The sequence below is a fragment of the Acidovorax sp. genome (assembly GCF_034519795.1).
In the GTDB taxonomy this organism is placed as follows: Bacteria; Pseudomonadota; Gammaproteobacteria; order Burkholderiales; family Burkholderiaceae_C; genus Acidovorax.
On sequence record NZ_JAXHOB010000031.1, the window covers coordinates 38,060 to 60,721 of the forward strand.

Genomic DNA, 22,662 nt, shown 5'->3' on the forward strand with positions numbered 1-22,662 from the left:
AGCGGCGGCCATGCCCCACCAAGATGAGGGGCTGTATGGCATCTGATTTCTCCGGCGTCCACTGGGAGCAGAACCCCGACGCGCTGCTGGTCATCGCGCCGGACGGTACGGTACTGCACTGGAACCCTGCCGCGCAGGCCATCTTCGGCTACACCGAGGCCGAAGCCCGGGGGCGCAGCCTCGCACAGCTCATCGTGCCGCCGGACCAGGTGCGCGACGAAGAATCGATCTGCGCCGAGGCCCTGCAACTGGGGGTGGCCGTGCACGAATCGGTGCGCCGGCGCAAGGATGGCTCGCTGGTGCATGTGAACGTGTCCACCCGGGCGGTCTTTGGCGAGGGCGGCCCACTGGCCTACTTCCTGTCGAGCCTGAAGGACGTCACCCAGCTCAAGGTGCTGCGCGATGCCAAGCTGGTCGAGGCGCGTTTTCGCGACCTGCTCGAATCCACGCCCGATGCCATCGTGATGGTCAACGCCACCGGCCGCATCGTGCTCGTGAACTCGCAGGCCGAGCGCGTGTTCGGTTACCCCCGCGGCCAGTTGCTGGGGCAGGCCATCGAGGTGCTTTTGCCGCAGCGCTACCGCAGCGCTCACCTGGGGCACCGCAGCGGCTTCTTCGTCCAGCCGCGCACGCGCACCATGGGTGCGGGCCTGGAGCTGCACGGGGTGCGCAGCGATGGCAGCGAGTTTCCGGTGGAAATCAGCCTCAGTCCGCTGGAAACGGAAGAGGGCACCATGGTGATGAGCGCCATCCGCGACATCACCGCGCGCAAGAGGGCCGACCAGAAGTTCCGCGACCTGCTCGAATCGGCGCCCGATGCCATGGTGATCGTGGACCGGGACGGGCGCATCGTGCTGGTCAATTCCCAGGCGGTGAAACTCTTCGGCTGGGCGCGTGAGGAGTTGCTGGGCCAGCAGATCGAGCTTTTGGTGCCCACGCGCCACCGCGGCCGCCATCCGCAGCACCGGGGCGGTTTCTTTGCCGAGCCGCGCACGCGTTCCATGGGTGCTGGCCTCGATCTGTACGGTCTGCGCAAGGATGGCACGGAGTTTCCGGTCGAGATCAGCCTGAGCCCGCTGGAGACCGAGGAGGGGCTGTTCGTCTCCAGCGCCATCCGCGACGTGACCGAGCGCAAGCGCTTCGAGCAGACCCTGCGCGACAAGAATCTGGAGCTGGAGAACGCCGCGCTCGTGAAGGACCGGTTCCTGGCCAGCATGTCGCACGAGTTGCGCACGCCGCTCAACGCCATCATCGGCTTCACGGGCACCCTGCTCATGCGCCTGCCGGGCCCGCTCAACACCGAGCAGGAAAAGCAGCTGCGCATCGTGCAGACCGGTGCGCGCCACCTGCTGTCGCTGATCAACGACCTGCTGGACGTGGCCAAGCTCGGCGATGGCCGGCACAGCCTGCAGCTGGAGACGACGGATTGCCGTGCGGTGGTGGAGGAGGTGGCCGCCGCCCTGGGCCCCGATGCGCAGCGCAAGGGCCTGGCCTTCGTGGTGAGCATGCCCGAGCATGCCGTCCTTGTGCGCACCGACCGGCGCGCGTTCACCCAGGTGGCCATCAACCTCGTGGGCAATGCCATCAAGTTCACCGGCGAGGGGCGCGTGCTGGTGCAGCTCGACGCGCCGGACCCGGCCAGTCCGCGGCTGAGCCTGAGCGTGCAGGACACGGGGCCCGGCATCCCCCTCGCGGACCAGGCGCGGCTGTTCGAGCCGTTCTCCCGCGTGGAGGGGACCGGCCGGCGCCAGGAGGGTTCGGGCCTGGGCCTGCACCTGAGCCGCAAGCTCGCCCAGGCGATGGGCGGCGACATCACCCTGCACAGCCGCCCCGGCGAGGGCTGCACCTTCATCCTGGATCTGCCGGGGGCGACGCCTTCGGACACGGAGAGATAGCCCATGCTTGCCTGCATTCTGGTCATCGAGGACGACGAAGCCAGCCGCATGCTGGTGACCTACCTGCTGGAGGCCGACGGCTACCGCGTGTACAGTGCACCCGATGGCCGCGAAGGCGTGCGCGCCGCGCTGGAGCACGGGCCCGACCTCATCCTGTCGGACCTGCAGATGCCGGTCATGGATGGCTATGAGGTGGCCAGGCTGCTGCATGCGGACCCTGGCTGGCGCAGGGCGCCACTGGTCGCCGTGACGGCCTTTTCCATGCCTGGCGATCGGGAGAGGGCGCTGGAGGTCGGTTTCCAGGACCATATCTCCAAGCCCATCGATCCGGAGCGCTTCGTGCGCCAGGTCGAGGCCTATCTCGCGCCGGCATCGCGGGCGGTGCGCCCGCCCCGGTGATGAACAAGCAAGGAGGGCGGCAGGCATGGCAAAGATCCTCGTCGTGGACGACCAGGCCCCCAACCGGGCGCTGATCGTCACGCTGGTGCGGCACGGAGGCCATGAGGCCCTGGAGGCCGTGGACGGTGCGGATGCGCTGGCCCTGGTGCGCGCCGAGCGGCCGGCGCTGGTGATCTCGGACATCCTCATGCCGACCGTGGATGGCTACGAGTTCGTGCGCCAGTTGCGCTCCGATCCCGCGCTGGCGGCTACCCGGGTCATCTTCTACAGTGCCCACTACCAGGGGGAGCAGGCGCGCAGCCTGGCGCTGGCCGGAGGGGTCTCGGAGGTGCTGGTCAAGCCCTGCGAGCCTCAGGACATCCTGGCCGCCATCGAGCGCACGCTGGCGCAGCCGGCACAGGGATCCCAGGAATCCCCCGGGCTGTTGGAGCCGGCCTTCCGCTCCCAGCACCTGCGCCTGGTGACCGACAAGCTGCGCGGCAACGTGGTGGAGCTGGAGGCCACCAACCGGCGACTGGCTGCGCTCACCGAACTCAACCTGCAACTGGCGTCCGAGCGCGACCCCGCCATGCTGCTCAACAAGGTCTGCACCGGGGCGCGCGAACTCATCGGTGCGCAGTACGCCGTGCTGTGCGCCGTGCGCAAGGGCGATGCCCCGCTGGTGTGCACCAGCGGCATCGACCCGGTGCTGGCGCGCTCGCTGCCTGCGCCCGATATGTCATCGGGCATGCTGGGGCGGCTGCAGAGGGAGCGCCGCTCGCAGCGGCTGCTCAATCCCGGCGGCGACCCCACGATGGCGGGCCTGCCGCCCGGCTACCCGCCGCTGTACTGCGCCCTGGAGGCGCCGGTCACCTCGCTGGCCTCGTCCTACGGCTGGATCTGCCTGGCCAACAAGGAGGGGGCCGACCACTTCAGCGCCGAGGACGAGCGCATCCTGTCCATCCTGGCGGCCCAGGTCGGGCGCATCTATGAAAACGGCAGCCTCTACCTGGAGGTGCAGCGCCATGCCGAGCAGCTGCACATCGAGGTGATCGAGCGGCGCCGGGCGCTGGAGGAACTGCGTGCCAGCGAGGCCGGGCTGCACCGGGCGCAGTTGCTGGCCAAGATCACGCACATCATCAGCGGACCCGGCGGCCAGTTCGAGAGCTGGCCCGACACGCTGGCGCAGATGCTGCGGCGCGATCCGAACACCATGCCGGCATCTGCCCGGGAATGGATCGGCATGGTGTACGCCGACGACCGTGCGCTGGTGCGCAGCATGGCCTTGCAGGCGGTGCGCGAAGGCCTTCGCATGGACTTCACCTACCGCCTGTGGCGCGCCGATGGGGCGCTCTTGCACCTGCGCCAGGTGATGGAGCCGCTGCCCGGCGAAGGCGCCGCTCCCGACGGCCTGCGCTGGTTCAACACCATCCAGGATGTCACGGCGCAAAAGCGGGCCGAGGAGGCGCTGCGCGAGAGCGACCGGCGCTTCAACGAACTGCTCGACAAGGTCGAGATGGCCTCGCTGATGCTGGACCGCAACGGCTGCATCACCTACTGCAACGACTGTCTGCTGCGCCTGACGGGCTGGGAGCGCGGCGAGATCTTCGGGCGCAACTGGTTCGAGCTGTTCCTGCCGCCGGGCATGGACGGCATGCAGCGCGTGTTCGAAGACATGCTGACCGACCGGCCGGCCACCTGGCATTTCGAGCAGGAAATCCTCACGCGCTCCGGCGGGCGGCGGCTGGTGTACTGGAACAACACGGTGCTGCGCTCCGTCGATGGCGAGGCCATGGGCATCGCCTGCCTGGGCGAGGACATCACCGAGCGGCGCGAGGCCGAGCACAAGATCAAGCGCCTGAACCGCGTCTACGCGGTGCTCAGTGGCATCAGCACGCTGCTGGTGCGCATGCGCAGCCGCCAGGAGCTGTTTGCCCAGTCCTGCGACATCGCGGTACGGCACGGGCAGTTCCGCATGGCCTGGATCGGCCGGGTGGACCGCGCGGCACAGCAGGTGATCCCCATGGCGATTTCGGGCTCCGATCCGGATTTCTTCGACGACCTTGCCGGCCGCCTCTCGTACGCGGACGAGCCCTCGGGCATCTACAGCCTGACGGCCACGGTGGTGCGCGAAAAGCGCGCCGTGGTCTGCGACCGGGTCGAGGGCGATCCCCGCGTGCTGCTGCCGGCCAGGCTGCTGGCCCGCTCGGTGGCCTCTTTGGCGGTGCTGCCCCTGATGGTCGCGCACGAGGTGGTGGGCGTGATGGCGCTGTTCTCCGACGAGGCCAGCTTCTTCGATGCCACCGAGATGAAGCTCCTGGGCGAGCTGGCCGGCGACATCAGCTTCGCGCTCGACCACCTTGAAAAGTCGGATCGCCTGAACTACCTGGCCTACTACGACGACATCACCACCCTGCCCAACCGCACGCTGTTTCTGGACCGCGTGAACCAGCACATGCGCGCGCGCGAGGGCCACAAGCCGCATCCCTCGCCCTTCCTCGGGGTGGCGCTGATCGACGTGAACCGCTTTCGCATCGTCAACGACACGCTGGGGCGCTCGCTCGGGGACGAACTGCTCAAGCTGGTGGCGCAGCGCCTGCAGTTGCATGCCAGTGCGATGGACATGCTGGCACGCATCGGCGTCAACAGCTTCGGCGTGGCCGTGTGCGAGGCGCGCGATGCGAGCGCGGTGGCCATGGCCGTGGACCACCTCATGCGCGCCTGCTTCGACGAGCCCTTCCAGCTGGGCACGCAGGAGCTGCGTATCACCGCCAAGGCGGGCGTGGCGCTGTTCCCCATGGATGGCGGCGATGCCGAAGGGCTGCTGCGCAATGCCGAGGCGGCGCTCAAGAAGGCCAAGGCATCGGCCGATGCGCTGATGTTCTACACCTCGGAGATGAACCTGCGCGTGGCCGAGGCGCTGAGCCTGGAGAACCAGCTGCGCGAAGCGCTGGAGCGCGGCCAGTTCGTGCTGCACTACCAGCCCAAGCTGCACCTGGCCAGCAGTGCGGTGACCGGTGCCGAGGCCCTGATCCGCTGGAACGACCCGCGCCGCGGCCTGGTGCCACCGGGGCAGTTCATCCCCATCCTCGAAGAGACCGGCCTGATCTACGACGTGGGCCGCTGGGCCCTGGGCCAGGCCCTGGCCGACAACCTGCGCTGGCGTGCCGCAGGCCTGGTGCCGATACGGGTGGCGGTGAACGTCTCGTTCCTGCAGCTGCGCCACCGGGCCTTCATCGAGCAGGTGCGCGCGGCCGTGGCGCACGACCCAGAGGCTGCAGCCGGGCTGGAGCTGGAGATCACCGAGAGCATGGTGATGGACGATGTGGAGCACAGCACCCAGAGCCTGCATGCCATCCGCGAGATGGGCATCACCGTGGCCATGGACGACTTCGGCACCGGCTTTTCCTCGCTGAGCTACCTGGCCCGGCTGCCGCTCGATACGCTCAAGATCGACCGCTCCTTCATCCTGCACCTCGCCGCAGGGCCCAAGGGCGGTGCGCTGGTGTCGACCATCATCAGCCTGGGCCACTCGCTGGGGCTCAAGGTGGTGGCCGAAGGGGTAGAGACCGAGGAGCAGTCCGGCCTGCTGGCGCGGCTCGGCTGTGATGAGATCCAGGGCTTTCTCTTCAGCCGGCCCGTGCCGGCCGATGTGTTCGAGCAGCAGTTCTTGCGCGGCCTGCAGCCCGCCGCCTGAATTGCCGCCCGGCGGCGGTCCGCACCTGCCCTATGATTTGGGGCTCTGTATTTGAATGCCAGGCCCATGGGCGAAGAACACGACTATCAGCGACCATCCCCAGCGGACGACCAGACGCGCCGCGCACTGCGCACCAACACCCTGGCCATCCTCGCCTTCTGGCTGGTGGTCATGGGGGTGCTGTACTTCGGCATGAAGTTGTTCATGGCGCCGCGCGGCGCCACGGTCACCTCCACCGGCTCTCTGGTGATACCGCGCCACAACGACGGCCATTTCCGCGTGGCGGGCACCGTCAATGGTGTGCCGGTGAACTTCATGGTGGACACGGGCGCGAGCCTGATCGCGGTGACCGATGCGGTCGCGAAGAAGGCCGGCCTCACGGGCGGTGTGCCCACCACCTTCCGCACGGCCAATGGCAACCGCGAGGGGAGGGTGACCCCATCGCAGTCGGTGACGGTGCGCAACCTGGAGGTCGCTGGCCTGCGCGTGGGCACGGGCTATACCGGCGAGAGCGAGGACGATGCGCTGCTCGGCCAAAACTTCCTGCGCCAGTTCGACGTGGAGATCAAGCGCGACTCCATGGTGCTCAACCCGCGCGGCGGTTGAAAAAAAGGCACCGGCAAGCCGGTGCCGGGCATCAGCCCTGCTTTTGCACGGACTTGATGATGCTCGAGAAATCGAGCGCGCCATGGCCCGCCAGGCTGTGCGCGGCATACAGGTTGCGCGCCAAGCCACCCAGGGGCGTGGCAGCCTTCACGGCGGCGGCGTTCTCCTGCGCCAGGCCCAGGTCCTTGAGCATCAGGTCGGTGCCGAAGCCGCCCGCATAGCCCTTGCTGGCCGGGGCGGTCTCCATCACGCCGGGCATGGGGTTGTACTTTTCCAGCGCCCAGTTGCCGCCCGAGCTGCGGCGCATGATCTCCGACAGCACCTTGGGGTCCAGGCCATTGGCCACGCCCAGGGCAATCGCCTCGCTGGTGCCGGCCATCAGAATGCCCAGTAGCATGTTGTTGCAGATCTTGGCGGTCTGGCCCGCGCCCACACCGCCGGCGTGGAAGATGTTGGCGCCCATCTTTTCGAGCACAGGCCGTGCGCGCTCCAGGTCGGCCGCGTCGCCACCCACCATGAAGGTCAGCGTGCCGGCAATCGCGCCGCCCGTGCCGCCCGATACCGGCGCGTCGATGAAGGCCACGCCCTTGGCCCGGGCGGCCTCGGCCACCTTGCGCGAGGTGGCGGCGGCGATGGTGGAGCAGTCGATCACCAGCGTGCCGGCCGGCAGTTGGGCCAGCAGCTCGCCAGCGCCCAGGAACAGGCTGTCCACATGCTGGCTGGCGGGCAGCATGCTGATGACGACCTCGGCGCCCTGCACGGCGGCATGGGCGTCGGCGGCGATGCCCACGCCGTCGGCGGCCAGCTTGTCGCGCGCGGGCTGCGAGAGGTCGAAGGCCCGGACTTCGTGGCCCGCCTTGTGCAGGTTCACGGCCATGGGGCCGCCCATGTTGCCCAGACCGATGAATGCGATTTTCATGCTCATATCTCCTTGGTGTCGTTGTGATGTGGAAAGGGGGTCAGTGGCGATGTCCGCACCCCGGCTGGCGAGTTCCTCGCGCAGCACCGAGCGGTGGCAGCGCGCCTCGTTCTCGCAGTAGCAGCCGACCGACAGGGCACTGTGGTGCGACAAGGTGGCCAGCAGGTCCAGCGTGCGGGCGGCTTCGGGCTGGGCCAGCTCCTTGCGGAAATGTTTGACGAAGGCCTGCCACTCCTTGTCGCTCTGGGCCTGCTGGCCTTGCTGCATCAATTCCCGGCTGGGAGAGAGCAGCGGGTACCACACGTCGTACCAGTCCTGGCTGGCGAACTCGGCCTTGGGCACGCCACGCGGCGGGCGCCGAACGGTGCCGATGCGGGTGCCTTCGTCGGGCGCGCGTGGGGTGCCGAGGCGGACGATGCGAAGGGGCATGCTGGTGGTTTCCTTGGCGGTAGGCTCAGTCGTCGGCCTCGAAAATGCTGTGGCGCTTGGCTGCTGGCTTCTTCTTGGCCGTCGGCTCGGTCTTCGCGGTCTTCGCCGGGGCGGGTTTGCGCTTGGGCGTGGCCTTGGCCAGCGGGTTGTAGGCCAGGGCCTCCTGCACCCAGAAGTTCCACTGCGCACGCGTGGCGTAGCCATTGGGCTCGATCCAGAAGTAGCCCTTCATGCCGCCACCGGGCGACAGCTCGCGCGTGTTCTGCATCTCCTGGAACTCCTGGTGCCGCCCTGGCGGCAGGCGTACCAGCAGCTCTTCGCCCTTGATGCCGATGCACAGCTTGCCGTCCACGAAGAAGCAGTGGCAGCCGAACATGGTGCGCTCCTCCACATCGCTGCGCCCTTCGAGCGCGGTGCGTACGGCGGCTATCAGGTGCAGGGTCTCGTCGGAGAGCGGGCGGGCGGGCATGGTGGTGGGTGCAGACTCAGCGGATCACGTCCGGCGCATCGCCATCGAGCATGCGCCGCGCGATGATCACGCGCATGATCTCGTTCGTGCCTTCCAGGATCTGGTGGACGCGCGCATCGCGCAGCAGGCGCTCCAGCGGGTACTCGCGGATATAGCCGTAGCCTCCATGCAGCTGCAGGGCCTCGTTGCAGACGTTGAAGCCCACGTCGGTGGCAAAGCGCTTGGCCATGGCGCAGTAGGTGCTCGCATTCGGGTCGCCGGCGTCGAGCTTGCTGGCCGCCATGCGCACCATCTGGCGCGCGGCCACGAGCTCGGTGGCCATGTCGGCCAGCTTGAACTGCAGCGCCTGGAAGCTCGCAATCGGCTTGCCGAACTGCTTGCGGTCGTGCATGTACTGTTGGGCCTGCGTGAGCGCACCCTGGGCCGCGCCCACCGAGCAGGTGGCGATGTTGATGCGCCCGCCGTCCAGGCCCTTCATCGCGATCTTGAAGCCCTCGCCCTCGCGGCCGAGCAGGTGGTCGGCCGCAATGCGCACGTTGTCGAAGCTGATGGTGCGCGTGGGCTGGCTGTTCCAGCCCATCTTTTCTTCCTTCTTGCCGTAGCTGATGCCCGGTGTATCGGCCGGCACCGCAAAGGCCGAGATGCCGCCCGCGCCCGAGGCCGCATCGCCCGTGCGCGCCATCAGCACCAGCACATCGGTGGCGCCCGCGCCCGAGATGAAGGCCTTGGCGCCATTGATCACGTACTCATGCCCCACCAGCTCGGCCCGGGTCTTGAGCGAGGCCGCGTCCGAGCCCGCGCCGGGCTCGGTCAGGCAGTAGGAGGCGAGCTTTTCGCCCGTGGTCAGCAGGGGCCCCCAGTGGTCGCGCACGGCCGGCGTGGCCCAGGTGCCCAGCATCCAGGTGGCCATGTTGTGGATGGTGATGAAGGCCGTGGTGGACGGGTCCACCGCCGCCATTTCCTCGAAGACCAGCGTGGCATCGAGCCGGGGCAGGGCCAGGCCACCCGCCGCCTCGGGCGCGTACAGGCCACAAAAGCCCAGCTCGCCGGCCTTGGCGATGGCCTCCTTGGGGAAGATGCCTTCGGCATCCCAGTGCGCGGCATGCGGCGCGAACTCGGCCCGCGCAAAGTCGCGGGCCGTCTGGGCGAAGGCGCGTTGTTCTTCGGAGAGCTCGAAGTCCATGTCTCTGTGATCCTTGTTGTTCTGTCGGTGCCTCAGGGCTTTGCGGGGCTGTCCATGGAGAGCCAGCGCATCAGCCCCTTGCGGCGCTCCTGCGTCTCACGGGTCAGGCACTCGTGGTAGATCCGTGGGCCATCAGGCTGCTGCTCGCTGGCCCGCGTGGCTTGCTTGCACTGCGTGGTGCGCGCGCGCAGCCAGGCCGTGTGCTCCTGGCGCAGTTGCGGGCGCTCGTGCGCCGACAGGGCGCGCATCACGTCGGCGTAGAGCACGGCCATGGTCGTATCGGCGGCCTGGAAATCCTGCACCGCGCAGGCATTGGTCTCGGCCACCGTACCGCCCGGGCGGCAAGCGGCGCCGGCCTGGGCGAAGGCAAGGGAAGAGCCCATGAGCAAGGGCAGGCTGCAGGCTGCGGCACGCAGCAGGGAAGGGAGGTCACGGTGCATGCACCGATTTCACCATGCCCTGCCGCTGCGCCATGCCGCCTGGGGCCTTTGCCTTATTTCAGGCTGATGGTGGTGTTGACGCCGTGCGAGATGGTGCTGTCGTCGAACCAGCGCGCCGTCACCGTCTTGGTCTGCGTATAGAACAGCACGACCTGCTTGCCGTAGGGGCCCAGGTCGCCGAGCTTGGAAGCGCGCGAACCCGAGAACGAGAACAGCGGCACCGGCACGGGGATCGGCACGTTGATGCCGACCTGGCCCACGTCGATCTCTTCCTGGAACTTGCGCGCCGCCGCACCCGACTGGGTGAAGATGGCGGTGCCGTTGCCGTTGGGGTTGTCGTTGATGAAGGCGATGGCTTCATCGATGTCCGCCGCGGCCGACAGGCACAGCACGGGGCCGAAGACTTCCTGCTCGTAGATGCTCATGCCGGGCTTGACGCCGCTGAACACCGTGGGGCCCACGAAGTTGCCCTTTTCATAGCCGGCCACCTCGGGGTTGCGGCCATCGAGTTCCAGCGTCGCGCCATCGGCCACGCCGCGCGCGATCAGGCCTTCCACACGCTCCTTGGCGGCGCACGAGACCACCGGGCCCAAGTCCGTGCCCTTTTCGGTGCCGGCGCTGATCTTCAAGGTCTTGGCCTTGGCCACCAGGTCGGGAATCCACTTTTGCGCCTCGCCCACCAGCACCACCACCGACAGCGCCATGCAGCGCTGGCCGGCCGCACCGAAGGCCGCGCCGGCCAGGGCATTCAGGGTCTGCTCCTTGTTGGCGTCGGGCAGCACGATGGCATGGTTCTTGGCGCCCATCATGCACTGCACGCGCTTGCCGGCCAGGCTGGCGCGGTTGTAGACATGGGTGCCCACCTTGGTCGAGCCGACGAAGCTGATCGCCTTGATGTCCTTGTGGTCGCAGATCGCGTTCACGGCCATTTCGCCGCCGTGGATCACGTTGAGCACGCCCGGGGGCACGCCGGCTTCCAGCGCCAGCTCCACCAGGCGCATGGTCACCATCGGGTCCTGCTCGGAGGGCTTGAGCACGAAGGTATTGCCCGTGGCGATCGCCATCGGGAACATCCACAGCGGGATCATCGCCGGGAAGTTGAAGGGCGTGATGCCCGCACACACGCCCAGGGGCTGCATCAGGGTGTAGGTGTCCACACCGCCGGCCACGTTGTTGGCCAGCTCGCCCAGTTGCAGGTTGCCGATGGCAGCGGCGTGTTCCACCACTTCCAGGCCGCGGAACACGTCGCCTTCGGCGTCGGGCAGGGTCTTGCCCTGCTCGGCCGTGAGGATGGCGGCCAGCTCGGCCATGTTCTCGCGGATCAGCTGCTGGTACTTGAGGAAGATGCGCGCGCGAGTGCCGATGGGCGTCTTCTTCCAGGTCTTGAAGGCTTCCTTGCCGGAGGCCACGGCGGCATCGATCTCCTCGGCGGTGGCAAACGGCACGCGGGCCAGCACCTGCTGCGTCGCGGGGTTCACCACGTCGCGCCACTCGGTGGTCTTGGACTCGATGAACTGGCCGCCGATCAGCAGCTTGACGGTGGGGGCCAGTACGGCCGAAGAGGTGGGTGCGTTCATCGGGTTGTCTCCTGAAAAAATAGGGGGCGCGAAAGCGGGCAACCTGCGCATGGTAGCTGTGCAAAATTGTGGAGACAATAGACAATACTGCGCACAAGGTTTGCAAAAATGCACAAGACACCTCCACCGCCGTGCATGTGCGCACTGCACGACAATCGAGAGCTTCCATGGACTGGGACAACCTGCGCTACTTTCTGGAACTGGCCCGTGCCGGCACCCTGGTGGGCGCGGCGCGCCGCCTCACCGTGGACCACACCACGGTGGCGCGCCGCATCCAGGCGCTCGAAAAGCAGGTCGGCTCGGCGCTGTTCGCGCGCGAGGCCGGCGGCCACCGGCTGACCGAGGCGGGCCGCGCGCTGCTGCCCCAGGTCGAGGCCATGGAGGCCGCCTTCCTGGCGGTGGAAAACGCCGCCCCCGGCGTGCGCCAGGGCCTGCAGGGCCTGGTGCGCATCGGCACCACCGAGGGCTTTGGCAACCTGGTGCTGGCGCCGCAGCTGGCGCACTTTGCGCTGCAGCACCCGGGCCTGGTGCTGGACCTGCTGGCCCTGCCGCGCCTGGTGCACCTGTCGCGGCGCGAGGCGGACATCGTGATCTCGCTGGAGCGCCCGGCGCGCGGCGCGGTGCTGGTGGTCAAGCTCACCGACTACGTGCTGCAGCTCTACGGCACGCGCGACTACCTGGCGCGCCATCCACCGATCCACACGGCGGACGAGCTGCGCGGCCACAGCTTCATCAGCTATGTGGACGACCTGTTGTTCACCAAGGAGCTGCAGATCCTGGACGAACTGCACCGCCCCGCGCGCTTTGCGCTGCGCAGCACCAGCATCCTCGCGCAGTACGAGGCGGTGCGCGCTGGTGCCGGGCTGGCGGTGCTGCCGGCCTTCGTCGCCGCGCAGGACCCGGCCCTCACCCTCGTGCTACCCGGCAAGGCACGCTTCACGCGCACCTTCTGGATGTCCATGCCCGAGGAGAACAAGCATGTGGCGCGCATGCAGGCCACCTGGGCCTTTCTGCGCGAGACGGTGGCGGCGCAGCAGGGGCTGCTGCTGCCTGGCCTGGAGGATTCCAGCGATAGGATCGGTCCATGACCCTGTCTGCCGTCGTTTCCACCGCTTCCACATCCCTGCAGCCCCTCATGCGCCTGCGCGCCGCCGCCATCATCACGCGCCCCGGGCAGGTGCTGCTGCACCGCGCCGAAGGCGATGCCTTCTGGGCCCTGCCCGGTGGCGGCATCGAGGCTGGCGAGAGCGCTGGCGAGGCCCTGGTGCGCGAAATGCAGGAGGAGCTGGGCCTGGCGGTGGTGCCCGGCGCGCTGGCCTGCGTGGTGGAGAACTTCTTTGTCTATGCCGGCATGGCGTACCACGAGACCGGCCTGTACCTGCAGGTGCACCCGCAGCCGGCCAGCCTGCTGGACCGGTCCCCAGGGCCTTACGAAGGCGTGGAAGGCGGCCGGCGCCTGGAGTTCGCCTGGTTCGAACTGTCCGCACTGGCGGGCCTGGACCTGCGCCCACCCTTCCTGCGCGAGGCGCTCGCCCGTGGCCACGAAGGCGTGCTCCACATCGTTTACCGTGATCCGCAGCCGCTCGCCGCTGCATCCGAAAGCACCGCATGAAACCTGACGACGACCTGAAGGCCTACCTGCACCAGCACATTCCCCTGTCCGGCGCGATGGCCGTGTCCGTGCTGGAGGCCTCGCTCGAGCGCGTGGTGTTGAGCGCACCCCTGGCGCCCAACATCAACCACCGCGAGACCGTGTTCGGCGGCAGCGCATCGGCCGTGGCCATCCTGGCCGCCTGGTCCATGCTGCACCTGCGGCTGTCCGCACACGGCCTGGGCAGCCGTCTGGTGATCCAGCGCAACACCATGGAATACGGCCTGCCCATCGACGGCACCTTCACTGCCGTGGCCGAGGCGCCCAGCGAGCAGGCCTGGCGTGCCTTCGTGCGCGTGTTCGAGCGCAAGGGGCTGGGCCGCATCGAGCAGACCTCGGTGCTGATGTACCAGGGGCAGGCAGTCGGGCGGCTCACGGGCGAATTCGTGGCCTTCGGGCAGGGCTATCGGTAGCCCCGCTACGATGCCCCCATTGCAACCGAGGAGACGACCATGGGCCTTTTGGACGGCGTGATGGGCAATGCATCCAAGATCGATGCATCCAAGATTCAGGAAGAGTTCGCCCGCATCCTGATGCCGGGCGAAGTCGTGGAGCATGCCTACCAGCTCATCCGCGACTACTTCGTCTTCACCAACAAGCGCCTGGTGCTGGTGGACAAGCAGGGCATCACGGGCAGCAAGGTCGAATACCACTCACTGCCCTACAAAAGCATCACCCACTTCAGCATCGAGACCGGTGGCACCTTCGACCTCGATGCCGAGCTCAAGATCTGGATCTCGGGCAGCGCCACCCCGTTCCAGAAGCAGTTCAACAAGAAGCTCAGCATCTACGATGTGCAGAGCGTGCTGGCCAGCTATGTGCTGAAGTAGGTGCATGGCCGCGAAAAGCGGCTGTGCAGCGCCGCTTTTCTGCCCATTGCCTGGGCTCGGTACGCGTTAATCTGGAGCACCGGGCGATGGTGTGCCCTGGTGCTTTGCCCTGAAGCATCGGCAGCCGACCCCACAGGAGTCCAGTGGCCATGTCTCCCCTCATTTCCGGCCTCGCGTCGGTCGCGTCCTTTCTCTACAACGCCGCCTCGGGTAGCAAGTCGGCGGCCTCTTCGCGCGCCAGCCAGCCAACTGCGGCCGAACCCTCGGCCGTGGTCACCCTGAGCAAGGAGGCCGAGGCCCTGACCGGCTTTGCCGGCAAGGGCGTCCTGATGACCTCCGGCAAGCTCGATGGCCCGCTGGGCACGCGCGCGGCTGCCGATGCGGGCACGGCGCTGACGGCTTCACAGGCCGACCGTTCGGTGTCCAAAAAGGATTTCCAGGAACTGCTCGCCCGCTTTGGCGCCACGGATGCACAAAAGGAACAACTGGCCGCGGGCTTCGACGCCAACCAGGACGGCGCGATTTCGCGCGATGAATTCCTCAAGGGGGTCGCCGCCACGTCAGGGACCAAGGGCGGCAGCGAGCTGTCGCAATCGCTGCTGCACCTGGTGGACCGCCATGGCAATGCCAACGGCGTCGTCAACCAGGCCGAGCTGGCGCAGCTCACCACGGCCTTTGCCAATGCGCAACTGCGCAAGGTGGCCTGACCCAGCCCCCTGCACCTTCAAAAAAGCAAAAAGCGTGGCCAGGCCACGCTTTTTGCTCTGGGCCCTCTGCGGGCCGTCGGAGGTTTATATCCTGCCCATGAGCAGCAGGATCACCAGGATCAGCACCACCAGGCCGATGCCGCCGCTGGGTCCGTAGCCCCACGAACGGCTGTGGCCCCAGGTGGGCAGCGCGCCGACGAGGATGAGGATCAGGACGATCAGGAGAATGAGGGAGAGCGACATGGCAGTTCCTTTTGTTGTGGTGACTGCATTGTTCGTGTGCGCCCTCAAGTCGCCAGAAGGCCATCAGCGCGGGGCCGTGTCAGCCTTTTCCGACACGCGGTGTGGGATGCGCGCCTTCCGTCTCCCGCGCCGTTTGGCGCCGTGAAAAAGCGGTGGCCTGCGCGATGCGGGCCACCGTTTTTCAGATCGGTGGGCGAGGCGCTTTCAGTGCGCGCCCGCCGCGTCGGCCGAGCCCGCGCCACCCTGCGCGGGCCGCCGGGTCAGCCAGATCAGCCCGATCAGCAGCAGGAACAGCCCGGCCGATCCGAGGAAGATGTCGTTGGCCGCGCGCGTGAAGGCCTGCTGGTCGATCAGCCGGTTGACCTGGGCCAGCGCCTGCAGCTGCGTGAGGCCCGATGCCATCAGGTTGTCCAGCGTGAGGGCGAACACGCCCTGGCCCTGCACCAGGCCCTCGGTCAGGTGGGCATGGTGCATGGCGGCGCGGCTCTCCCACAGCGTGGTGGCGATCGACGTCCCCATGGCCCCTGCGGTGATGCGCACGAAGTTGCTCAGGCCGGCAGCGGCCGGGATGCGCTCGGGCGCAATGCCCGACAGCGTCAGCGTGGTCAGCGGGATGAAGAAGAACGCCATCGCCGCACCCTGCAGCAGGGTGGGGATCAGAATGTGCATGAAGTCGGTCTGCACCGTGAACTGCGAGCGCATCCACAGCACGATGCCGAAGACGATGAACGCCCCCGTCGCCATGCGCCGGGGATCCCACTGGCCCACCTTCTTGCCCACCAGCGGCGTGAGCAGGATGGCGAAGATGCCCACCGGCGCCAGCGCCATGCCGGCCGAGGTGGCAGTGTAGCCCATCCACTGCTGCAGCCACAGCGGCAGCAGCACCACATTGCCGAAGAACAGCGCGTAGGCCACCGACAGCGCCAGCGCCCCGAAGGTGAAGTTGCGGCCCTTGAAGAGCTTGAGGTCCACCACCGGGTGCTTGTCGGTGAGCTCCCAGACCAGGAACACGGCGAAGCCCACCACGGCTACCACCGCCATCACGATGATCTCGGTGGAGGCGAACCAGTCGAGCTCCTTGCCCTTGTCGAGCATGAGCTGCAGCGCGCCCACCCACAGCACCAGCAGGGACAGGCCCACGGTGTCGATCGGCAACTTGCGGATCGGCGTCTCGCGCTTGCGGTAGATGCCCCAGGTGAGCACGCCAGCCAGCAGCCCCACGGGCACGTTGATGTAGAAGATCCACGGCCAGGAGATGTTGTCCGTGATCCACCCGCCCAGCAGCGGCCCGACCACGGGCGCGACCAGCGTGGTCACGCCCCAAAGGGCCAGCGCCGTGCCTGCCAGGGCGCGCGGGTAGCTGGCCAGCAGCAGCGTTTGCGACAGCGGGATCATCGGCCCGGCGACCAGGCCCTGCAGCACGCGGAAGAAAACCAGCATCTCCAGCGACGAGGCAAAGCCGCACAGCCAGGAGGTCAGCACGAACAGCAGCACGCTCATGGTGAACAGCCGCACGGCGCCGAAGCGCTGCGTGAGCCAGCCCGTGAGCGGCACCGAGATGGCATTGGCCACGCCGAAGCTGGTGATGACCCAGGTGCCCTGGCCCGGGCTCACGCCCAGGTCGCCGGCAATGGCGGGGATGGAAACGTTGGCGATGGACGAATCCAGCACGTTCATGAACGTGGCCAGCGACAGCGACAGCGTGCCCAGCAGCAGGGCCGCGCCCTGCAGCGGTGGGTAGGCCGAGGGTGGGCCTGGCGGTGCTGCAGGTGCCGGGGGCGCCGCTGGCGCGGCCCCCTGGTCCGCAGTGGGGTTGGCGGTGCTCATGCGAGGCCCCGCTTACTGCACCACGGGCGTGCGCACGGGCGCCGATGCGTGGTGCTGCGACTGCACCGCCGGGCTGGCCTGGGCCTGGGTCACCTTGGGTGAGGCCACGGCCACGGCCTTGCGGCCCAGGTTGGCGGCGATGATGTTCGCCACCTCGTCGTCAGCGGCCTTGAACTGCGCGTCGAACACCGCCGTGGAGGCCACGGGTGTGTTGCGCTGCGTGTCCGACAGGGTCTTGCCGCTCTGGTCGGCGGTGTCCACCTTCACGTCCATCGACAGGCCCACGCGCAGTGCGTGTTCGCTCACTTCCTTGGGGTCCAGGGCAATGCGCACGGGCACGCGCTGCACCACCTTGATCCAGTTGCCCGTGGCGTTCTGCGCGGGCAGCAGGGCAAACGCGGCGCCGGTGCCGGCACCCAGGCCCGTCACCTTGCCGTGGTAGACCACCTTGGTGCCGTACACGTCGGCCACCAGCTCGGCGGGCTGGCCGATGCGCAGGTTCTGCAGCTGGCTTTCCTTGAAGTTGGCGTCCACCCACAGATCGTTCAGCGCCACCAGCGTCATCAGCGGGGCGCCGGCCTGCACGCGCTGGCCCACCTGCACGCCGCGCTTGGCGACATGGCCGTCCAGCGGTGCCAGCAACTGGGCGCGCTGCACGGCCAGGTAGGCCTCGCGCACGCGGGCCGAGGCACGCTGCACGTTGGGGTGCTGCTCGATCGAGGTGCCTTCGGTCTGCGCCTGGCTGGCGGCCAGTTGCTCCTGCGCAGCCACCACGGCGGCCTGGGCGGCGGCCACCGTGCTCTTGGCGGCCGTGACCTGGGCCGTTGCGTGCTGGAACTCTTCCTTGCCCACGGCGCCGCTGGCCATCAGCGGGGCGCGGCGGGCCACGTCATCCTGCAGGCGCGCGGCATCGGCCTGGGCGCGGGCCAGGTCGGCGCTGCGCAGGCTGACCTGGGCCTTGAGGGTGGAGTTGTTGGCGAACAGCGTGCGCACTTCGCGCACCGTTTGCGCCAGTTGGGCCTCGGCCTGCTCCAGCGCGACGCGGGCGTCGGCGGGGTCGAGCTTGACCAGCAGTTGGCCGGCCTTGACGTAGTCGGTGTCGTCCGCACCGATGGAGACCACGGTGCCGCCGACCTGCGGCGTGATCTGCACCACGTTGCCCGCCACGTAGGCGTTGTCGGTGGTTTCCATGTGGCGGCCATTGGCCCAGTGCCAGGCGCCCCAGCCGATGGCGGCAAGGGCCACGGCGGCGGCGATCAGGGTCAGGCCGCGGCGGCGCGCGGGGTTGGTGGCGTCTTTCTGGGTGGCAAGGGGTTCGCTCATGGCAAGGGTCCTTCGGGATGTGCTTGTTGTGTGGTTTTATGGAGGTATCGGGGTCAGCGCGCTGCGGTCTGCAGCGTGGCGGTGTCGTCCGTCCAGCCGCCGCCCAGGGCCTTCATCAGTTGCAGGCGGGTGTCGAGCTGGCGTGCGCGCAGGTCCACGGCCAGGCGGCGCTGGGCCAGCACCTGGCTTTCGGTGGAGAGCACCACCAGGTAGTTGCCCAGGCCCGCGCGGTAGCGCTCCTGTGCGAAGCGGTAGGCCTTTTCGGCGCTGGCGGCGGCATCGTCCTGCAGCGCCTGCTGGCGCGTGAGCGACTGCGCCGAGGCCATGGCATCGCCGGCCTCCTTCACGGCGTCGAGCACCATGCCGTTGTACTGGGCGATGGCGGCATCGAGCTCGGCCTGGCGCCCGCCCAACTGGGCGCGCAGCCGGCCGCCGTCGAAGATCGGCAGGCGCAGCGCGGGCGTCACGCCCATCTGGCGCGAGCCGGCGTTGAACAGATTGTCCAGCCCCAGCGAGTTCAGGCCGATGAAGGCGCCGATGTTGATGTTGGGGTAGAACTCCGTGCGCGCCACCTTCACGCCCTGGGTCGCAGCCTCCACGCGCCAGCGTGCGGCGACCACGTCGGGGCGGCGGCCCAGCAGGTCGGCGCCGAGGGCCTCGGGCACGGGCACGGGCTGCAGGGCGGCCAGTTGCGGGGTCAGGGTGGTGAGCGCATCGGGCGCCTGGCCGGTGAGCACGGCCACCTGGCGGCGCGCCAGCGTGATCTGCTCGTCCAGGGCCTCGATCTGCGTGCGGGCATCGGGCACGGCGGCCTGGGCCTGGGTCAGCTCGACCTGGCTGTCCAGGCCCGCGGCCACGCGGTCGTTGGTCAGGCGGCGCTGCTCTTCGCGCTGCGCAAGGGCCCGCACGGCCACTTCGCGCTGCGACACCAGGCGCGCCAGCGCCACATAGCTGCGGCCCACCTGGGCGGCCAGGGTGTTGGCAGCGGCGGCGGCATCGGCCTGCGCGGCGCGGGCCTGGCCCAGGGCCGCCTGCAGCTCGGCTGCATGCTGGCCGAAGAAGTCGGGCGACCAGCTGAAGCTGGCCTGCACCGTGCCGCTGTTGTAGGTGTTGCCGGCCACCGGGGCGGGCACCAGGCCGTTGGCGGTGTAGCGCTGGCGTGTGGCGTCCACGCCCAGGTTCACCTGCGGGCCATTGGCGGCTTCGCGCACCTGGCTCAGTGCCACGGCCTGCTCCAGGCGGGCACGGCTCACGGCCAGGCTGGGGCTGCCCTGCAGGGCCTTGTCGATCAGGGCATTGAGCTGGGCATCGCCCAAGGTGGTCCACCACTGCGAGGGGGCGGCCGACTCGGCGGCCGCTGCATTCAGGCCCAGCGCGGCCGGCGTGGTCTGTGCCAGTGGTGTGTGCGCTGCGCCGGGGCTGGCGCAACCGACCAGGAAGATGGCGGCCGCCAGCGCGACGGCCGACACGGCGAAATGGGCCGCCATGGCGGCACGGGTGGACAGGGGAGTGGCGGATGGTGACATGTCTGCTATCTCTTGAGGGGGATCCGGGGGCAGGGCGGCCGGTTCAGGCGGCTGGTGGCTGCTGTTGTTGTTCCTGGCGCACGGCATCGCCGTTGGCCAGCATGCGGCGCAGCATGCTGAGCAGCAGCTGCCATTCATCGCGGGTGAAACCGCGCAGGTGGTTGTTGAGCACTTCGGCGAGCACCGGGGGCACCTTGGCGGCCACGGCCTCGCCTTCGGGCGTGAGCACCACGTGCACCACGCGCCGGTCGGTGGTCGAGCGTTCGCGCAGCACCAATCCCTTGGCTTCCAGACGGTCCAGCGTGCGCGTCATGGAGGCCGCGTCGGTCTCCAGCTCGCGTGCCATCACGGCCACCGTGGCGGCGGCCTGGCCCGTCAAGGCCTGGAACTTGGAGATCTTGAACAGCGGCAGCCACTGCGCGAAAGTCAGGTCGTGGGTGGACAGCTGTGCGTCCGCCTGCGTGCGGATGGACGACATCACCTTGCGCATCAGGTAGCCCACGCTCTCCTCGGCAGGGCTGTGGCCGTTGCCATAGAAGGACACGTCGGACGAAGAGGGGGGTGGTGTCGATGTCATGGTCAGGAATTTAATTGACTAGACAATCATTGTCTCGGCAGCTAATTAATTCCTGAGTTGTTACCAGGGGTTATTGCGGGGTCGGGCGGGCGGGCAGCCGGCGGCCCGAAGACACTGCCTGGCGCCTGCCGGCCATCCCTTTTCTTCCTGGAACCCTTCATGACCACGACCGCTTCGCCTGATACCCCTGCCACTTCGTTGCTGCGCATTGCTGTCATGGGGGCCGGTGCCGTGGGCTGCTACTACGGTGCACTGCTGGTGCGGGCGGGCCACCCAGTCACGCTCATCGGCCGCCTGGCCCATGTGCAGGCAGTGCAGCAGCAGGGGTTGCGCCTGCAGACGGCGGTGCTCGACGTGCAGGTGCCTCTCGCAGCCAGCACCGAAGCCAGCGCGGTGCAGGGGGCCGACGTGGTGCTGTTCTGCGTCAAGTCCTCGGATTCGGAAGACGCGGCGCGCGCGATACGCCCGCACCTGGCGCCGGGGGCCCTGGTGCTCACGCTGCAGAACGGGGCGGACAACGACGAGCGCGTGCGCGCCGTGCTGGACGCCAGCACACCCGTGGCGGCGGCCGTGGTCTATGTGGCCACCGCCATGGCCGGGCCCGGCCATGTGCAGCACCATGGCCGGGGCGAGCTGGTGATCGCGCCGTCGCCGCGCAGCGAAGAGGTCGCGGCACAGTTCGCCGCCGCCGGCATTCCCACGCAGATCTCGGACAATGTGCGCGGCGCACTCTGGGCCAAGCTGGTGCTCAACTGCGCCTACAACGCGCTGTCGGCCCTGGCGCAGCAACCCTATGGCCCGCTGGTGCTGGTGCCGGGCGTGACGGACGTGATCGCCGACACCGTGGCCGAGTGCCTGGCCGTGGCCCAGGCCGATGGTGTCGCCATCCCCGGCGACATACAGGCGGCCGTGCGCGGCATTGCGGCCACCATGCCGGGCCAGTATTCATCCACCGCGCAGGACCTGGCGCGCGGCAAGCCCAGCGAGATCGACCACCTCAATGGCTATGTGGTGCGCCGTGGCGCGGCGCTGGGCGTGCCCACGCCGCTGAACCGCGCGCTGCAGGTGCTGGTCAAGCTGGCTGAAGCACGCAAGGTGGTTTAAGCCAGCCAGGTGCTGGAGCCCGCAGGCGTGCAGCCAGTCGGCGCGGTGTGGCCGCTCTGCCGCTTGAGCGGTGCAGGGCTAACTGGACCGGGGCTATGGGCTATGTGGCGAAGCGGCCCATCGGCGCGGCGGCGCGGCCCTGCCTGAAGGACTTCGTGAACGTGGCGCGAGAGACGAGCTTCGTCACGCCCAGGGGGGTGAGCTTGCTGTGAATGGCTCCGGTGCCCAGTGCATGCCGGCGGGGGCTTCCTGCATCAGGCAGCCGGCACCGGCACGCGCACCGCGCCCGTGGCGTAGAAGGATTCCAGGTTCTCCAGCACCAGGTCGGCCATGGCACGGCGGGTTTCGTGGGTGGCGCTGGCGGTGTGCGGGGTGAGGACCACGTTGTCCAGGTCCACCAGCGCGGCCGGCACCTGGGGTTCGTTTTCGAACACATCGAGCCCGGCACCGGCGATGCGTTTGTGCTGCAGTGCTTCGACCAGTGCGGCCTCGTCCACCACGCTGCCGCGCGCCACGTTGATGAGGTAGCCCTTGGGGCCCAGGGCGCTCAGCACTTCGCGGTTGACCATGTGGCGCGTGGAGGCGCCGCCGGCCACGGTGAGCACCAGGTAGTCGGCCCACTGCGCCAGTGCCAGCAGGGATTCCGACCGAGGCAGCGGCGAGCCTTCGACGGGGCGGCGGTTGTAGTAGCCGACCTCCATGCGAAAGCCGGTGGCGCGCTCGGCCACGGCCAGGCCGATGCGGCCCATGCCGACGATCCCCAGGCGCTTGCCCGACACGCGGGTCTGCGGCGCGTAGCGGGCCCGGGGCCATTCGCCGCGGCGCACGAAGCGGTCGCTCGCGGCCACGCCGCGTGACACGTCGAGCATCAGCGCGAAGGCCATGTCGGCCACGCAGTCGTTGAGCACGTCGGGCGTGTAGCCGACCGGGATGCCGCGCGCCTGGCAGGCGGCAATGTCCAGCGCATCGAAGCCCACGCCGAAGCTGCTCACCACCTGCAGGCGCGGCAGGGCGGCAATCACCTCACCCTTGAGGCCGATGGATGCCGACGTGACCACACCGGTGAAGCTGGCCCCATGCTCTGCCAGCAAGGCCACCGGGTCGGCCTGGTCGGACAGGCACACCACGTCGTAGCGGGCTGCCAGATCGACCTCCAGTGCGGGAAGCGGCAGACGAGCGATTTGCAGGAGGCGGGGCTTGGGCTGGGTCATGAAGAAAAGAAAATGGGCCAGTCCCGGTAAGCCGGGCCGACCGTTGTAAAAGGCGGGCCACAGTGCTCGG

At 68.6% G+C, this 22,662-nt stretch carries 21 protein-coding genes and 1 pseudogene; 10 read left to right on the plus strand and 12 right to left on the minus strand.

Features of this window, described 5'->3' with window-relative positions:
- Positions 1-35: 35 nt before the first annotated feature.
- From U5N23_RS30390 to U5N23_RS30405, 4 genes are all read left to right on the plus strand, one after another.
- Entirely contained in the window at positions 36-1,895 is a 1,860-nt protein-coding gene (locus U5N23_RS30390) for a PAS domain-containing sensor histidine kinase (protein WP_322596407.1), read from the plus strand.
- Positions 1,896-1,898: 3 nt separating this feature from the next.
- Positions 1,899-2,294 carry a response regulator gene (locus tag U5N23_RS30395; protein WP_322596408.1) on the plus strand — a complete coding sequence of 132 codons (396 nt, stop codon included), beginning with the start codon at positions 1,899-1,901 and terminating at the stop codon, positions 2,292-2,294.
- A gap of 25 nt (positions 2,295-2,319) precedes the next feature.
- The gene (locus U5N23_RS30400) at positions 2,320-5,970 is read left to right on the plus strand and encodes an EAL domain-containing protein (RefSeq protein WP_322596409.1); all 3,651 of its coding nucleotides are present in this window, start codon (positions 2,320-2,322) and stop codon (positions 5,968-5,970) included.
- A 66-nt stretch (positions 5,971-6,036) separates the two neighbouring features.
- Positions 6,037-6,576, plus strand: a complete 540-nt coding sequence (locus U5N23_RS30405; RefSeq protein ID WP_322596410.1) for a retropepsin-like aspartic protease — start codon at positions 6,037-6,039, stop codon at positions 6,574-6,576.
- 31 nt (positions 6,577-6,607) lie between these two features.
- On the opposite strand, the gene mmsB is transcribed toward U5N23_RS30405, so the two are convergent.
- From mmsB to U5N23_RS30435, 6 genes and pseudogenes are all read right to left on the minus strand, one after another.
- On the minus strand, positions 6,608-7,495 hold the full coding sequence (mmsB, locus tag U5N23_RS30410; RefSeq protein WP_322596621.1) for a 3-hydroxyisobutyrate dehydrogenase: 888 nt from the start codon (positions 7,493-7,495) through the stop codon (positions 6,608-6,610).
- A 69-nt stretch (positions 7,496-7,564) separates the two neighbouring features.
- Positions 7,565-7,924: pseudogene (locus tag U5N23_RS30415) on the minus strand (DUF488 domain-containing protein); the annotation flags it as partial.
- Between the two features lie 25 nt (positions 7,925-7,949).
- A complete protein-coding gene (locus tag U5N23_RS30420; RefSeq protein WP_322596411.1) occupies positions 7,950-8,393 on the minus strand; it encodes a TfoX/Sxy family protein in 444 nt (147 codons plus the stop codon).
- A 16-nt stretch (positions 8,394-8,409) separates the two neighbouring features.
- The gene (locus U5N23_RS30425; RefSeq protein WP_322596412.1) at positions 8,410-9,576 is read right to left on the minus strand and encodes an acyl-CoA dehydrogenase family protein; all 1,167 of its coding nucleotides are present in this window, start codon (positions 9,574-9,576) and stop codon (positions 8,410-8,412) included.
- A gap of 32 nt (positions 9,577-9,608) precedes the next feature.
- Positions 9,609-10,016 carry a lysozyme inhibitor LprI family protein gene (locus U5N23_RS30430; RefSeq protein WP_322596413.1) on the minus strand — a complete coding sequence of 136 codons (408 nt, stop codon included), beginning with the start codon at positions 10,014-10,016 and terminating at the stop codon, positions 9,609-9,611.
- A gap of 53 nt (positions 10,017-10,069) precedes the next feature.
- Positions 10,070-11,593 carry a CoA-acylating methylmalonate-semialdehyde dehydrogenase gene (locus tag U5N23_RS30435; RefSeq protein WP_322596414.1) on the minus strand — a complete coding sequence of 508 codons (1,524 nt, stop codon included), beginning with the start codon at positions 11,591-11,593 and terminating at the stop codon, positions 10,070-10,072.
- Between the two features lie 167 nt (positions 11,594-11,760).
- On the opposite strand from U5N23_RS30435, the gene U5N23_RS30440 reads away from it, so the two are divergent.
- The 5 genes from U5N23_RS30440 to U5N23_RS30460 all read left to right on the plus strand — a co-directional run bounded on the left by U5N23_RS30440 (position 11,761) and on the right by U5N23_RS30460 (position 14,781).
- Positions 11,761-12,681 carry a LysR family transcriptional regulator gene (locus U5N23_RS30440; protein WP_322596415.1) on the plus strand — a complete coding sequence of 307 codons (921 nt, stop codon included), beginning with the start codon at positions 11,761-11,763 and terminating at the stop codon, positions 12,679-12,681.
- Complete coding sequence (locus U5N23_RS30445) at positions 12,678-13,205, plus strand: NUDIX hydrolase (protein ID WP_322596416.1); 528 nt, start codon at positions 12,678-12,680, stop codon at positions 13,203-13,205. Before U5N23_RS30440 ends, U5N23_RS30445 begins: the two co-directional genes overlap by 4 nt.
- Positions 13,202-13,657 carry a YiiD C-terminal domain-containing protein gene (locus U5N23_RS30450; protein WP_322596417.1) on the plus strand — a complete coding sequence of 152 codons (456 nt, stop codon included), beginning with the start codon at positions 13,202-13,204 and terminating at the stop codon, positions 13,655-13,657. Before U5N23_RS30445 ends, U5N23_RS30450 begins: the two co-directional genes overlap by 4 nt.
- 39 nt (positions 13,658-13,696) lie before the next feature.
- Complete coding sequence (locus tag U5N23_RS30455; protein WP_057203736.1) at positions 13,697-14,074, plus strand: PH domain-containing protein; 378 nt, start codon at positions 13,697-13,699, stop codon at positions 14,072-14,074.
- A gap of 149 nt (positions 14,075-14,223) precedes the next feature.
- The gene (locus tag U5N23_RS30460) at positions 14,224-14,781 is read left to right on the plus strand and encodes a hypothetical protein (RefSeq protein ID WP_322596418.1); all 558 of its coding nucleotides are present in this window, start codon (positions 14,224-14,226) and stop codon (positions 14,779-14,781) included.
- 84 nt (positions 14,782-14,865) lie between these two features.
- Here the strand turns inward: U5N23_RS30460 and U5N23_RS30465 are convergent, their stop codons facing one another.
- From U5N23_RS30465 to U5N23_RS30485, 5 genes are all read right to left on the minus strand, one after another.
- Positions 14,866-15,024 carry a DUF3309 family protein gene (locus U5N23_RS30465; protein ID WP_007856361.1) on the minus strand — a complete coding sequence of 53 codons (159 nt, stop codon included), beginning with the start codon at positions 15,022-15,024 and terminating at the stop codon, positions 14,866-14,868.
- 204 nt (positions 15,025-15,228) lie between these two features.
- Positions 15,229-16,851 carry a DHA2 family efflux MFS transporter permease subunit gene (locus tag U5N23_RS30470; protein WP_322596419.1) on the minus strand — a complete coding sequence of 541 codons (1,623 nt, stop codon included), beginning with the start codon at positions 16,849-16,851 and terminating at the stop codon, positions 15,229-15,231.
- 12 nt (positions 16,852-16,863) lie between these two features.
- Positions 16,864-18,174: an HlyD family efflux transporter periplasmic adaptor subunit gene (locus tag U5N23_RS30475; protein ID WP_322596420.1), complete on the minus strand. Its 1,311-nt coding sequence runs from the start codon at positions 18,172-18,174 to the stop codon at positions 16,864-16,866.
- A gap of 53 nt (positions 18,175-18,227) precedes the next feature.
- On the minus strand, positions 18,228-19,700 hold the full coding sequence (locus U5N23_RS30480; protein WP_322596421.1) for an efflux transporter outer membrane subunit: 1,473 nt from the start codon (positions 19,698-19,700) through the stop codon (positions 18,228-18,230).
- Between the two features lie 43 nt (positions 19,701-19,743).
- Positions 19,744-20,277 (minus strand): MarR family transcriptional regulator, encoded by a 534-nt coding sequence (locus U5N23_RS30485; protein ID WP_322596422.1) that lies wholly within the window; start codon positions 20,275-20,277, stop codon positions 19,744-19,746.
- Positions 20,278-20,436: 159 nt separating this feature from the next.
- Here U5N23_RS30485 and U5N23_RS30490 point away from each other — a divergent pair, with 159 nt between their 5' ends.
- The gene (locus U5N23_RS30490; protein ID WP_322596423.1) at positions 20,437-21,381 is read left to right on the plus strand and encodes a ketopantoate reductase family protein; all 945 of its coding nucleotides are present in this window, start codon (positions 20,437-20,439) and stop codon (positions 21,379-21,381) included.
- Positions 21,382-21,635: 254 nt separating this feature from the next.
- Here U5N23_RS30490 and U5N23_RS30495 read toward each other — a convergent pair whose 3' ends face one another.
- Positions 21,636-22,592 carry a 2-hydroxyacid dehydrogenase gene (locus U5N23_RS30495; protein WP_322596424.1) on the minus strand — a complete coding sequence of 319 codons (957 nt, stop codon included), beginning with the start codon at positions 22,590-22,592 and terminating at the stop codon, positions 21,636-21,638.
- Between the last annotated feature and the right edge of the window lie 70 nt (positions 22,593-22,662).